The sequence below is a fragment of the Streptomyces cacaoi genome (assembly GCF_006539165.1).
Taxonomy (GTDB): Bacteria; Actinomycetota; Actinomycetes; order Streptomycetales; family Streptomycetaceae; genus Streptomyces; species Streptomyces cacaoi.
In genome coordinates this window covers 82,719-95,910 of the sequence record NZ_BJMM01000029.1, presented here as the reverse complement: position 1 = coordinate 95,910, position 13,192 = coordinate 82,719, and the positions used below count along the sequence as shown (strand labels likewise).

12 protein-coding genes are annotated in these 13,192 nt (G+C 74.1%); 4 read left to right on the top strand and 8 right to left on the bottom strand.

The genetic code is table 11. From position 1 onward, the window contains the following. Window positions 1–177: 177 nt before the first annotated feature. The 3 genes from SCA03_RS23945 to SCA03_RS23935 form a co-directional block, all read right to left on the bottom strand. Complete coding sequence (locus SCA03_RS23945; protein ID WP_078873445.1) at window positions 178–591, bottom strand: SCO2097 family morphological protein; 414 nt, start codon at window positions 589–591, stop codon at window positions 178–180. A 337-nt stretch (window positions 592–928) separates the two neighbouring features. Beyond that, entirely contained in the window at window positions 929–1,759 is an 831-nt protein-coding gene (locus SCA03_RS23940) for a methyltransferase (protein ID WP_078874749.1), read from the bottom strand. 75 nt (window positions 1,760–1,834) lie between these two features. Beyond that, a complete protein-coding gene (locus SCA03_RS23935; protein WP_218037779.1) occupies window positions 1,835–2,491 on the bottom strand; it encodes an SAV_6107 family HEPN domain-containing protein in 657 nt (218 codons plus the stop codon). A gap of 257 nt (window positions 2,492–2,748) precedes the next feature. Between SCA03_RS23935 and SCA03_RS23930 the strand changes: the two genes are divergently transcribed. From SCA03_RS23930 to SCA03_RS23915, 4 genes are all read left to right on the top strand, one after another. After that, window positions 2,749–3,519: an ATP-binding cassette domain-containing protein gene (locus SCA03_RS23930; protein ID WP_086818469.1), complete on the top strand. Its 771-nt coding sequence runs from the start codon at window positions 2,749–2,751 to the stop codon at window positions 3,517–3,519. Continuing rightward, window positions 3,491–5,740: a YhgE/Pip domain-containing protein gene (locus SCA03_RS23925; protein WP_141275642.1), complete on the top strand. Its 2,250-nt coding sequence runs from the start codon at window positions 3,491–3,493 to the stop codon at window positions 5,738–5,740. The genes SCA03_RS23930 and SCA03_RS23925 overlap by 29 nt, the downstream gene beginning before the upstream one ends. Before the next feature lie 16 nt (window positions 5,741–5,756). Next, complete coding sequence (locus SCA03_RS23920) at window positions 5,757–6,386, top strand: TetR/AcrR family transcriptional regulator (protein ID WP_030887372.1); 630 nt, start codon at window positions 5,757–5,759, stop codon at window positions 6,384–6,386. Window positions 6,387–6,810: 424 nt separating this feature from the next. After that, on the top strand, window positions 6,811–8,280 hold the full coding sequence (locus SCA03_RS23915; protein WP_030881866.1) for a phytoene desaturase family protein: 1,470 nt from the start codon (window positions 6,811–6,813) through the stop codon (window positions 8,278–8,280). Between the two features lie 111 nt (window positions 8,281–8,391). Here the strand turns inward: SCA03_RS23915 and SCA03_RS35565 are convergent, their stop codons facing one another. The 5 genes from SCA03_RS35565 to SCA03_RS23890 all read right to left on the bottom strand — a co-directional run bounded on the left by SCA03_RS35565 (window position 8,392) and on the right by SCA03_RS23890 (window position 13,147). Further along, window positions 8,392–9,474: a hypothetical protein gene (locus tag SCA03_RS35565; RefSeq protein WP_174864508.1), complete on the bottom strand. Its 1,083-nt coding sequence runs from the start codon at window positions 9,472–9,474 to the stop codon at window positions 8,392–8,394. Between the two features lie 59 nt (window positions 9,475–9,533). Further along, entirely contained in the window at window positions 9,534–10,451 is a 918-nt protein-coding gene (gene metF / locus SCA03_RS23905; protein ID WP_030881864.1) for a methylenetetrahydrofolate reductase [NAD(P)H], read from the bottom strand. A 232-nt stretch (window positions 10,452–10,683) separates the two neighbouring features. After that, on the bottom strand, window positions 10,684–11,367 hold the full coding sequence (gene thiE, locus SCA03_RS23900) for a thiamine phosphate synthase (protein WP_030887378.1): 684 nt from the start codon (window positions 11,365–11,367) through the stop codon (window positions 10,684–10,686). Window positions 11,368–11,542: 175 nt separating this feature from the next. After that, window positions 11,543–11,920, bottom strand: coding sequence for an Rv2175c family DNA-binding protein (locus SCA03_RS23895; protein WP_030881859.1), 378 nt, complete (start codon window positions 11,918–11,920; stop codon window positions 11,543–11,545). 33 nt (window positions 11,921–11,953) lie between these two features. Continuing rightward, the gene (locus SCA03_RS23890) at window positions 11,954–13,147 is read right to left on the bottom strand and encodes an NAD(P)/FAD-dependent oxidoreductase (RefSeq protein ID WP_230988877.1); all 1,194 of its coding nucleotides are present in this window, start codon (window positions 13,145–13,147) and stop codon (window positions 11,954–11,956) included. Window positions 13,148–13,192 lie beyond the last annotated feature (45 nt).

The window sequence follows — 13,192 nt, the reverse complement described above, 5'->3', positions numbered from 1 at the left end:
GGCGGGCGGCCGCAGGTGATCACCTGTGGCCGCCCGCCTCCGTACGGATGTGCTGCCGGGTACCGCCTACCGCGTGGCGTCTCCGAGGTCTGTGCGCGCTGCTCGATCTTCCCGGGGACTCAGGCGGAAGCCCTGGTCACCGGCCCGGCGACGGGGACGCCGGTGCTGCCGTCCGGATCAGTGCTGGCCCTCGTCACGCCGGCGCTGCCAGCGCTCCTCGATGCGGTTCATCACCGACCGACGGCCACGCTGCTGCGCTCTTCCCGAGGGCTGCTGCCCACCGCGCGCCTGCTGCCGGCCCTCGCCCTGGCTTCCCGCCTTGGGGGCCTTGCGCCAGCCGGTCACCGCGAGGACGGCGCAGCCCAGCATCACGAGGAATCCGACGACGCTGATCCAGGGCTGCTGCGCGACCATGCCGGCCATGAGGAGAGCGATGCCCACCAGAAAGCCAGCGACCGCTTGGTAGACCCGCTTGCGGGTGTACCGGCGCAGCTCACTTCCTTCGAGCGCTGTCGCGAACTTGGGATCTTCGGCGTACAGCGCTCGCTCCATCTGCTCGAGCATCCGCTGCTCGTGCTCAGAGAGCGGCACGGAGTCCTCCTACTCGTCGGTCGCGGGGGCGACCGGATCCGACGCTTACAAGGATAGGCAGGGAATCGCCCCCGTGAAACCCGCCCCTCTTACGCCACTTCCTCCCACCTCGTCCGGGATGCCGGGGTGGCGTCGAGCAACGTGTTCGGTTCATTCCCGCACCACCTTTCCGCCATGCCGGACGGTGTCCCTCGATCATACGGCGCGTAGCCGATGATCGGGCGGGACGAAAGTCGGACAGAAGCAGCCCCCCGTCAGGGCTTCTGCCGGGCCCGGGCGCCCCGCCGGGGCGCCGGCGTCACCGCCGCCTCCCGGGTTCCCCGGCATCCCGGGAAACTCACGCCTCGCGCGGGCCCCCGCCGGTGCCGGCGCCGTCCGTCTCGCCCGGGGGTGCCGGATGCGCCGGACTCGCCGGACGCGCCGGGATTTCGGCCAGGACATGCAGCCGGCCGGCCACCGAGCGGAAGGCCGGCAGCTCGGCTGCGGTGGCCTCCAGCCGGGCGAGGGCCTCGCGGGCGTCCGGCTCGGTGTCCACCAGCGCGCCCGGCACGAGGTCGGAGAAGATGCGCACCCCGTGCACGGAGACGACATCGGCGCCCGTTGCGCCGACCAGGTCGCTCAGCTGTTCCGGGGTGAAGCGGCGCGGCATCGGGTCGCTGCCGCCCCAGCGGCCGCCGGGCGAGGTGAGCGCCTGCCGGGCCTCGGTGAAGTGACCGGCCAGCGCACGGCCGAGGACGGCGCCGCCCAGCCCGGCGGCGAGGACGCTGAGGGTGCCGCCGGCGGGACGCAGAGCAGCGACGGCGTTGCGCACCGTCTCGGCCGGGTCGTCGACGTACTCCAGGACGCCGTGGCACAGGACGGCGTCGTAGGCACCGCGCTCGGCGACGTCGAAGAGCCCGCGGGCATCCCCCTGGACGCCGCGCACCCGGTCGGCGACGCCTGCCTCGGCGGCCCGGCGCTCCAGCGCGAACAGAGCGTTCGGGCTCGGGTCGACGACGGTCACCCGGTGGCCGAGGCGGGCGACGGGCACGGCCAGCGTGCCGGTGCCTCCCCCGGCGTCCAGAACCTCCAGGCCGACGCGGTCGGTGTGCCGGGCCCGCTGGTCGAGCGCACCCCGCAGGACCTCCCACACCACGGCTGTACGGTCGGATGCGCTGGGGCGGGTCATGCTGTTGCTCCTCGGCTCAGTGACGGGCGTTCCCCACCCTATTGCCTCGGGCCCGGCGGGCCGCCCGGGGCGGGCTCACCCCGCTCGGCGGTCCGGGCCGAGGGGCGGTTCCTCGCCCGCGGTGCGCGGCCGGGGCAGGGCGGGCTGGGTGACGAGCATGCGTTCGGCGAGGCGCAGGAACATCTCCACGTGCCGGATCAGCTCGTCGGCCTGCCGCCGGTCGGCGGCGCCCTCGATTCCGGCCTCGGCACGCTCCCTGCGCCGTGCGCCGGAGGCGAACAGGGCGCTCCACTCGGCCAGTTCGGGCGCGACCTCGGGCAGCACCTCCCAGGCGCTGCGGATGGCCGGCCGGCGCGGTCTGCGCCCGGGCCCGGTTCGGCGCCGGGGCGGCGGCTCGGGCCGGCCGCGGACGGCGAGGACGGCCGCCGCGGTACGCAGCGCGGCGAGGTGCGCGGTGGCGTAGCGCTCGTTGGGCGCCTGGAGGGTCATGGCCTCGTCGAGGCCGTGCTGGGCCTGGGCGAGCAGATCGAGCGCGGCGGGCGGCGCGGTGGTGCGGCGCAGCACCGGGTGCACATCGGCGGCGCGCGATCCCCTCTGCGGCCGGGCGGGCTCGGGGGCGGCGGACGAGGCGTGCGGCTCGCGGGCGGCGGGTGAGGTGTGGGGGCCGGGTGGGCCGGGTGGGCTGTGGGGGCCGGGTGCCGGGAAGGGCCCGGGGGAGCAAGAGGGGTGCATCACGGTGCATCAACCTCCCGTCGGCGGCTGCCGGTTCGACGAAATCGACCGTATGCAGACATCGTGCCGCACCCCACTGACAACGGCTCCGACCTGCACGAACAGCGGGATTCCGGGCCGTGCCCGGGGGTGGCCCGCGCGCCGGTTCCGGCGTCCGGCATACTTTGAACTGACCGGTCAGTTCAAAGAGGGTTCCAGGGAGGGGAGGCTCCGTGACGGAGAGGCAGGGCGCCGCCGTCTCGGCGGAGAAGTTCGGGATGCGCGGCCCGCGTGGGCAGGTGTTCGGCCCGGTGGACTTCACCGCCGAGGCGGGTTCACTGATCGCCGTCACCGGGCCCTCGGGCTCGGGCCGCACCTGTCTGCTGCTGGCGCTGACGGGCCGGATGAAGGCGGGCGAGGGGCTCGCGAAGGTCGCCGATCACCCGCTGCCCAAGCGGCTCGCCGCCGTCCGCCGGATCAGCGCGCTGGGCCCGGTGCCCGGCGTCAACGACCTCGATCCGGCGCTCACCGTCACCGAGCAGCTGCGCGAACGGGTGCTCCTGCAACGGCGGTTCGGCGCCTCGCTGCGCTCGCTGCTGCGCCCCCGCGGAGAGCGTGCCGCCGCGAGCCGCGCGCTTCTGGAGCGCGCGCTGGAGGCGGCCGGGCTCGACCTGGACGCCCTGCCGCGCGGTGGACGCACACCCGTGCGCCGGCTGGACCGGCTGACGGAGCTGCGGCTCTCGGTGGCGCTGGCGCTGCTGGGCGGACCACGGCTGCTGGCCGTCGACGACCTCGACCTGAAGCTGTCGGACGGCGAACGGGCCGACGCCTGGGCCCTGTTGCGCTCGCTCGCCGACGCCGGCACGACCGTGCTCGCCGTGTGCAGCGAGCCCCCGGACGAGCAGCTGGGCGCCGTCGTCGTCCGTACCGGCACCGCGGAGGACGGACCGGAACCGGCGGACGGCGACACCCGCTGCGCCGACAACGCCGACAACACGTACGAGAAGGAGGGGGCGGCGGATGCGCTCGCCGAGGCTGGCCGCGCTTGAGCTGAAGCGGTTCGGCAGGGGGCGGCTGCCCCGCGCGGCCATGGCCGCGATGCTTCTGCTGCCACTGCTGTACGGCGCGCTGTATCTGTGGTCGTTCTGGGACCCCTACGACCGGCTCGACAAGATCCCGGTCGCGCTGGTGAACGACGACAAGGGTGCCGAGGTGCACGGCGAGAAGACGGCCGTCGGCGACACCCTCGTCCGCAATCTGCACGGCAGCGACACGTTCGACTGGCGGGAGACGAGCGCGGCCGACGCGCGCAAGGGCGTCGAGGACGGGCGGTACTACCTGTCGCTGACCATCCCCTCCGACTTCAGCGAGAAGGTCGCCTCCAGCTCCGGTGACTCGCCCGAGACGGGGGCGCTGAAGGTGCGGTCCAACGACGCGAACAACTACATCGTCGGGCAGATCTCGCGCAGCGTCTTCTCCGAGGTCCGCGCGGCCGCCTCCAGCAAGGCGTCCCGCAGCTTCTACGACCGGATCTATGTCTCCTTCTCCACGCTGCACGGCAGAACGGCCGAGGCGGCGAAGGGCGCCGACAAGCTCGACGGCGGCATCGACAAGGCCAAGAAGGGCGCCGGCGAACTCAAGGACGGGCTCGGGGACGCCGCGGACGGCAGCGGGAAGCTGAAGTCCGGCACAGCTGAGCTGCATTCCGGCGCCGGCTCCCTGACCGAGGGCGCGAGCCGGGTCGCCGGCGGCACCCAGAAACTGGCGGACACGGTGAACGGCGTGGCCGGCGACGTACGGCCGTTCCTGAGCACCCACGAGGACGAGATCGGCAAGACCGCCCGCAGCATCGCCCGGACCAGCAGGACACTCAAGAAGAACCTCGACGAACTCCCCGGCGAGGCCGCCCGCGCCGAGACGGAGACCCGCGAGCGCGCCGACGCCCTCGCGCGGCTGTACGAGGCCGGCTGCAGCAAGGGGCACACCGGCGGCACCGGCTCGCCGGGCACGCCCGCGCCGAGCCCCTCCGGTGCGCAGCCGGACGAACCGGACCCGGCGCCCTCGCAGACGCCCTCCGCCGGGACCGACGCCTCGTCCGCACCCGGCACCGCCACCGCGGCCCACGCCTCGGCCACCGGCCCCGGCAAGGACGGCGCCAGGCTTTCGTGCCCACAGCTGAAGAAGGTGGTCGACGGCGCCGAGGACACCGCGGCGCTCGCCCACAAGGTGCACGGGTTCGTCAAGAACGGCGAGAACCTCGGCACGCTGAAGCGGGACCTGACCTTCCTGGGGACGAAGGCCGACGCACTGGCCGAGCGCGCCCCGCACCTCACCGAGGACGTCGACTCCGCCGTACGGAAGATCAACGAGCTCAACAAGGGCGCACACGCCGTCTCCCAGGGCGCCAGCACACTGCACTCCGGGCTCGGCACCGCGCACTCGGGAGCCGCCGACCTGGACACCGGGATCGGACAGCTGGGCAAGGGCGCGGGCTCGCTCGACGGCGGCCTGTTCAAGCTCGCCGACGGCTCCGGAAAACTCGCCACCGGGCTGCACGACGGCGCACAGCAGATACCGGACTACGACAAGAAGGAACGCGACCAGCGCACCGGCGTGATGGCCGACCCCGTCGACCTCCTCTCCGGCAAGGAGCACGCCGCGCCCAACTACGGGACGGGCTTCGCGCCGTACTTCATCCCGCTGTCCCTCTGGGTCGGCGCGATGATCGCCTACATGCTGCTGCAACCGCTCAACAAGCGCGCGCTGGCCGCCGGTGCCTCCGGCAGGCGGATCGCGCTGGCGGGCTGGCTCCCGGTGGCGGCGATCGGCGTCGCGCAGGTCGGTGCGCTGATGAGCGTGCTGCACTGGGGGCTCGGCCTGGAGATGGCACGGGGCGCCGGCACCCTCGGCTTCCTGGTGCTGGTGACGCTCTGCTTCACCTCGATCGTGCAGTTCCTCAACGCACGCTTCGGGCCCGCGGGACGGATCCTCGTGCTGGCACTGCTGATGCTGCAACTGACGTCCGCCGGCGGCACCTACCCGATCCAGACCAGCCCGGGCTTCTTCAACGTGCTGCATCCGCTGCTGCCGATGAGCTACGTCGTGGACGGACTACGGCATCTGATCACCGGCGGCGAGCTGTGGCCGGTGTGGCGGGCCTGCCTCGTCCTGCTGGCGTTCACGGTGGGCGCGCTGGCGCTCACGGCGCTGACCGCGCGGCGCAAGCAGGTGTGGACGCTGGACCGGCTGCGTCCGGAGATCTCGCTGTGAGGAGACAATCATCAGCATGACGAGTGCCCGCACCACCCCTCGCAGCAGGACCGCCACCCGGGACAAGCTCTTCCGGGCGGCCGTCACCCTCATCGCAGAGAAGGGCTTCTCCTCCACCACGGTGGAGGAGATCGCCGAGCGGGCGGGGGTGGCCAAGGGCACCGTCTACTACAACTTCGCCAGCAAGACGGAGCTGTTCGAGGAGCTGCTGCGCTACGGCGTCGAACAGCTGACGGCGGATCTGCGCGAGGCGGCGGAGAAGACGGCGGGCGGCGGGGGCGGCCGGGTCGACGCGCTGGACGCGATGATCCGGGCCGGCCTGCTGTTCATCGACCGCTTCCCGGCCTTCACCCAGCTGTATGTGGCCGAGCTGTGGCGGACCAACCGCGCCTGGAACGACACCTTGCTGGTGGTGCGGCAGCAGGCGGTCGCCGTCGTCGAGGACGTGCTGCGTGCCGGGGTCGCCGAAGAGGAGCTGAGCGAGGACATCGACGTTCCGCTCACCGCTGCCGCGCTCGTCGGCATGGTGCTCGTGGCGGCGCTGGACTGGAAGGCGTTCCAACCGGAGCGCTCCCTGGACGATGTGCACGGCGCGCTCTCGCTGCTGCTGCAAGGGCGGGTCGCGGGGCGGGGACGGAGCCGGTAGCCACCGCCGGCCGTATCGGCCGACGACGTGAGCCGCCGGCCGGCTCCGTTCCCGCCACTGCGCGCTTCCCCCGTGGTTCCCCCGGTTTCCCCCGTGGTTCCCCCGGTTTCCCCCGTGGTTCCCCCGGTATCCCCCGATTTCCCCCGTGCCCCCGATTCCCCCGTGCCCCGGTCTCCCGGGACGCCCCCTTTTCGCGGACGAGAGCGCCGCGCCGTTCCGCCGCCCCGTGCCGGCGGGTGCGGCACCGCGCCTCGTCCGTGCCCCATACTCTGCCGTTCTCGCAGGTCGGGACCTATCCGCGCGGCTACTCATCCGCGCGTCTGAGTAGCTGTACCCAGACCTGCGCACAGGTGCGCAGCCCCCCGGTGAGCCGGGGATCGGGCGGTTCGGGGGGCCGCTGCCCGGACGGCTAGAGTCGCTGACCATGGCACGCATCGCGGTGATCGGCGCAGGTATGGGCGGTATGGCGGCGGCGGCACGGCTCGCCGTCGCCGGTCACGAGGTCGTGGTGCACGAGCGGACGGACACCTACGGCGGTGCCCTGCGGCGCTTCACCCGCGACGGGTTCTCCTTCGACACCGGCCCCGGGCTGCTGCATCTGCCGGCCGTCCAGCGGGATCTCTTCGTCAAGACCGGCCGGGCCGCGCTGGAGGACCGCGTCGGCCTCGTCCAGGTTCCGGTCACCGCGCGCCATGTGTTCCCGGACGGCAGCGCGGTGACGCTGCCGAACGCCGCACGGGGCAAGGTCGTCGACGCGCTGGACGAGGCGCTCGGCGCCGGGGCCGGCGAGCGCTGGAGCGAGCTGCTGGGCCGGGCCCGCGAGGTGTGGGAGGCCGTCCGGCGCCCGCTGCTGGAGGAGCCGCTGCGGGACGAACCCGGCTCGCGCGGCGCCCTCGTCCGGGACGACGCCCTGCCCGTGCGGCCCCGCCGCCGCGGGCTGCTGCGCCTGCCCCGGTCGCTGCGGCCGGGCCGGGCCCCGGCGCTCGCCGCGCTGGCGGACGGCGAACTGCGCGATCCGCGGCTCGCGGCGCTCCTCGGCAGCTGCGCCTGGGCGCACGGCCTCGACCCGGCGACCGCACCGGCCTCGGCGATCGTCCTGCCCTATATCGAGGACACGTTCGGCACCTGGTATGTGCGAGGCGGGATGCGGAATCTGGCGCAGGCGCTGTACGAGCGCTGCCGGGAGCGCCACGTGGAGTTCCGCTTCGGCACCCGGGTCACGGAGGTGCGGGAGCGGGACGGACGGGCCGCGGGCGTCGGGCCCCTCGCGGACGGCGCCGGGGAGGCGGACGCCGTCGTGGTGGGCGGGGTGGCCGGCGCGCCCGGCGGTGTGGCCGGCGGTGAGCTGGGCACGGCCCGTCTCACCGTGCTGCTCGCGCTGCGGGGTGCGCCGGACGACAACACCGCGCACCGGACCGTCGTCCACCGGGACCTCGGCGGGGCCGGACGGGCGCCGGTGACGGTGCTCCAGCCCGACGATCCGGCGCTGCGGCCCGAAGGGGACTTCGGCACGGCCGTGCTGTCGGTTCCGGTTCCGGTCGGCTCGCTCAGGACACAGGCGGAAGCGGAACGGCTGGCGGACGAGCTGCTGGCGACGGTGGACGCGGCCGGGCTGGGTCTGGGGCCGCGGGTGCTGTGGCGCGAGGTGCGTACGCCGGCGGACACGGAGGCCGAGACCGGGGCCCCCGGTGGCCGGGTGCCGCCGCCGGCGCTGCCGGGCGCGGGCGGCGCGTTCCTGCACCCGGCGAACCATCCGGCGGGGTCCGCCCCGCTGCCGGGTCTGTACGCGGCGGGGGGCTGGTCCCATCCGGGTGGCGGGCTGGCGGCTGCGGGCATGACGGGCGCGATGGTCGCGGGGCTCGTACAGGATCCCGAGTGGCGCGGTTCCCGGTGAGGGACGGCCGCCGGTGGTGGCGGGCGGCCGGGGTGAACCCGCCCGGCCGTGGCACGGGTCGGCGCCCACCGTGGCCGGCTCTCGCACGACCGGCCCTGGGGTGACGGTGCCTCAGTAGCCGCGGGGGCCGCCGTAGCCGTTGTCCTGGCCGTACTGCGGGGCCGCCGGATCGCCCTCCGGCCAGCCGTAGTCGTACGCGCCCGGGGGCTGCTGCTCCCCGAGGCCGCGCTGCTGGGGCACCCAGACGCCGCCGGGCGGGGTGTCCGGGACCTCGGGGTGGTACGGCGTGTAGGGCTGCTGCCCCGGGAGCGCGGAGCCCGCCGGGTCCGCGACGCCGCCGGGGGTGCCGTAGTCGTAGGCGGCGTACTCCGAACTCCCCGCCGCCGCGCCCGCGTACGGGTCGTAGGCACCGTACGAGGGGTCGTAGGAGGGGTCGTAGCCGCCGGTGCCGTAGGCCGCTCCGTAGGCGGGCTGCGGAGCGGGCGGGCCCTGCGGGTCGTAGCCGGGGACGCCGCCCCCGGCGCCCTCGTAGCCCGGCCAGCCTTCCTGGTAGCCCGAGTAGGCCGGCTGGGCCGGTGCCGTGGGCTGCGCTCCGCCGTCGAAGGTGAAGGGCTGGGTCTCGTCGGGCGTCGGGTAGGTGCCGTAGGCGGGCTGCTGCCCGTCGTAGGAGCCGTAGCCGCCGGGCTCCCCGTAGGGCGCGGCGGTGTCGTGGTTGCCGTAGCCGTCGTAGCCGTCGAAGTTCTGGTACCCGGCGACGGCCGTGGCCTCGGCGGCCGACGGGGGCGGGGGCGCGGACGGGGAGCCGTACTCGGCGTAGTCGTCGACCGGGTCGGGCACCGGGCTCGTCTCCTGCGTGTGGGCCTCCAGGCCGGAGACCTCCAGCGACGGGTCCGCGTCCCGGGGAGCGTCGGAGCCGCGGCGGCGCCGGCTGGAGCCCGGACGTCCGCCGAGCGTCCAGCCGGAGGTGAAGCCGCTGCGGAAGGAGAGGGTGACGAAGGTCTGGCCGGTGGCGAAGGCCGCGACACCGACCCCGATGAGGGGTACGGACGGCAGCACGGCCCCCACCACCACGCCCAGGAAGCCGACGAAGGCGAGCAGTCGCCAGCGCAGCCGGGCCTTGTGCTGTAGCAGGACCTCGCCCAGCAGCCACAACGCCACGATGCCGAACGCGATGTAGAGGACCGTCCAGCCCATCTACGCCCCTCTCCCCGCTGCTCGCGCGCTCCCCTGCCCGCACGGCCAGCCGTTCTGGCTCAGGGCCTGGGATGCAGGCCCAGATTCTGGTGGATTTCCAAGGTCGCCGTGGAGTGGTTGAGCGTAATGAAGTGCAGTCCGGGGACGCCCTCGGCCATCAGCCTGGTGCACATCTCCGTGGCGTACTCGATCCCGACCGAGCGTACCGCCTTGGGATCGTCCTCGACCGCCCGGAGCCGGTCGATGAGTTCGGGCGGAATGGTCGCGTTGCTGAGCTGCGCGAACCGTTCGATCTGGCCGACGTTGGTGACCGGCATGATCTCCGGGATGATCGGCGTCTCGCAACCGGCGGCAGCGGCCTTGTCCCGCAGCCGCAGATAGTCCTCCGTGCGGAAGAACATCTGGGTGATGGCGTAATCCGCGCCCGCGCGGCACTTGTTCACAAAATGCCGGACGTCGGTTTCCCAGTCGGAGGACCGGGGGTGCATTTCGGGGAACGCGGCGACACCGACGCAGAAGTCGCCCGACTCCTTGATCAGTTCGACGAGTTCGGAGGCGTAGCGCAGCCCCTGCGGATGCGGGACCCACTCGCCCAGCGGGTCGCCGGGCGGATCACCGCGCACGGCGAGCACGTTGCGGATCCCGGCGTCGGCGTACTGGCCGATGACGTTGCGCAGCTCGGTGCGCGAGTGGTTGACGGCGGTGAGGTGCGCGACCGGGGTCAGCGTGGTCTCGGTGGCGATGCGTTCGGTGTTGCGGACGGTGCCCTCGCGGGAGGAGCCGCCGGCGCCGTAGGTCACCGACACGAACGTCGGCGAGACCGCTTCGATGCGGCGGAGTGCGTCCCACAGGGTCCGCTCCCCCTTTTCGGTCTTCGGCGCGAAGAACTCGAAGGAGAAAGACTGCTTCCCGGACGCGAGCAGCTCGCGCACGGCCGGCGGACGGTCTGTCCTGGGAGCTGAGATACCGATGGCCATATGTGAAGGCTAGCGGCCTGGCCTGCTTCGCGGTGCGGCACCGAGGTGGTAAAGGGGGATCTGCCCGATTCCCGGATGGCTGATGTCCACCTGGTGGACAGCCTCGTCACTGCGTGTTAACGCGCGGGCGTTACCTCACCGGGAGTGACGACGCCAGAGGCGTCTTCCGGAACCCCCTCCGTGTCCGCTTGATGGTGATCCGACCGGATCCGGCCTTCGCGGCCCCTCCCCCTCACCCGGCGTCCGCGGCCTCCCGCAGCCGGCGCGCCAGCGCCGCCGCGGCCGCGCCCGGGTCCTCCGCCTCGGTGAGCGCGCGGACGACGACCACCCGGCGGGCACCGGCCTCCAGCACCTCGTCAAGGGTGCCCGCATCGATCCCGCCGATCGCGAACCACGGGCGGGCGCCCGGCTGCCCGGCGGTGCGCTCCGCGGCGTGCCGGACCAGCGACAGGCCCGGCGCGGGACGGCCCGGCTTGGTCGGGGTCGGCCAGCAGGGACCGGTGCAGAAGTAGTCGACGCCGGGCTCCGCCAGCGCGGCGTCCGCCTCCGCCGGGGAATGGGTGGAGCGACCGATGAGGACGTCATCACCCAGCAGCGCCCGGGCGGCCGGCACCGGAAGATCGCCCTGGCCGAGGTGGAGCACATCGGAGGCGGCGGCGTGTGCGACGTCGGCGCGGTCGTTGACGGCGAGCAGGGCGCCGTGCCTGCGGCACGCCTCGGCGAAGACGGCCAGATGCTCCAGCTCCTCGGCCGCCTCCATGCCCTTCTCGCGCAGCTGCACGATGTCGACGCCCGAGGCCAGCACCGCGTCGAGGAACTCCGGAAGGTCCCCCTGCTCGCGGCGGGCGTCCGTGCACAGGTACAGCCGCGCGCCCGCGAGGCGTTCCCGGGCGGTCGGCGCGGCGGAGGCGGGCATGGTGTCGGCGGACATGGGTGTGTTCCCCCCGGGGTGGGGGCGCGCGGGCTCCCGGTGCGGGAGGCCGCGCGCCCGGTGGATGTACGTGCCGTCGTGCCCGCGCGGGGCACGCGTGGTGCCGGGAGCCGGGCCGGCGGGCAGCCGGGGCCCGGGCGGGACGCGCCCGGCGGAGCGGTCAGACGGCGAGCGCCTGTGCGCGGCGCTTCACCTCCGTGCCCCGGTTCTCCCGCAGGGCCGTCACCGGGGAGCCGGGCAGCGAGTCGTCCTCCGTGAAGAGCCACTCCAGCATTTCCTCGTCGCTGAAGCCGTCGTCCCTCAGCAGGGTGATGGTGCCGGGCAGGCCCTTCACGATCCGGCCGTCGCCGATGAAGGCGGCGGGCACCTGGAGCACCTTGCTCTCTCCGTCCTCGCCGGTGCGGCGCACCGCGATCAGCTGGCCTTCCTTCACCAGCTGGCGTGCCCGGGTCACTTCGACGCCGAGCCGTTCGGCGACGTCGGGAAGGGTGAGCCAGGCGGGGACGAGAGCATCGGTCTTTGCGTCAATCTCGGTCACGCTTCCCAGACTGCCATCCCCGGGTGACAGCCACTAGCGCGCCGCCTTCTTCAGGGCGACCGACGGGTCGGCCACCAGCGCCCTGTCCACGGGGGTGCCGGCGCGCAGCAGCTTGCGGCCCTGGGTGAGGTCGCGCGGCCGGCCCACCGCCAGCAGGGCCACCAGGCGCTCCCCGCGCAGCCAGCACACCGACCAGGCGGGCTCGTCCGGGGAGCCGCGCCACACCAGCTCGTCCCCGTCGCCGTGGTGGCCCGCGTACTGCACGAAGCGGCCGAACTGCTCGGACCAGAAGTAGGGCACCGGGTCGTAGTCCTGGGCCTCCGCCGCACCGTCCGCGTGGCACTCGGCGACGAGGTTCGCGGCGACCGTGCGGGGGCCCTGGAGCGCGTTGTCCCAGTGGTGCACCAGCAGCCGTTCGCCGTAGCGGGCCGACGGGAAGGAGGCGCAGTCGCCGACGGCCAGCACGTCCGGCGCCGAGGTGCGCAGCTGTGCGTCGGCCAGTACGGCGCCGTCGGTGCCCAGCTCGACGCCGGATCCGGCCAGCCAGCCCGTGGCGGGACGGGCGCCGATGCCCACCACGACGGCCTCGGCGGGCAGCCGGGTGCCGGCGGCGAGCAGCACGGCGCCGCGCTCGACGCCGGCCACCGCGACGCCCGTGCGCAGCTGCGCCCCGGCGTCCGCGTACCAGGCGCGCATCGGCTCGGTGACCTCGGCGGGCAGTGCGCCGGGGAGCGGCCGGTCGGCCGCCTCGACGACCGTCACCGGGCAGCCGCGCTCGCGTGCGGCCGTGGCGAACTCGGCGCCGATCCAGCCGGCGCCCACCACGACGACCGGACCGCCGCGCGCCAGCACCGGGCGCAGCCGTGTCGCGTCGTCGAGCGTGCGCAGCAGATGCACCCCGGGCACGCCCTCGCTGCCGGGCAGGGCGACGGGTTCGGCGCCGGTGGCCAGGACGAGGCGGTCGTAGTGCACCGGGCCGGCGTCGGTCTCCAGCAGTCGCTCCCCGGGCCGAAGCCCGGTCACCGTCCGGCCCAGCTCCAGCTCGATGCCGAGGCCCGCGAAGTCGATGTCGAACAGCGGGACCTCGCCCGGCTCGCCGTGTCCCAGCAGTACGGCCTTGGACAGCGGGGGCCGGTCGTAGGGCGGGTGCGGTTCGGCGCCGATGAGCCGCACGGAGCCGGGCCAGCCCTGCTCGCGCAGCTGTACGGCCGTCTGCACTCCGGCCATTCCGGCGCCCACGATCACGACTCTGCGCTGGTTCTGACTGTCGCT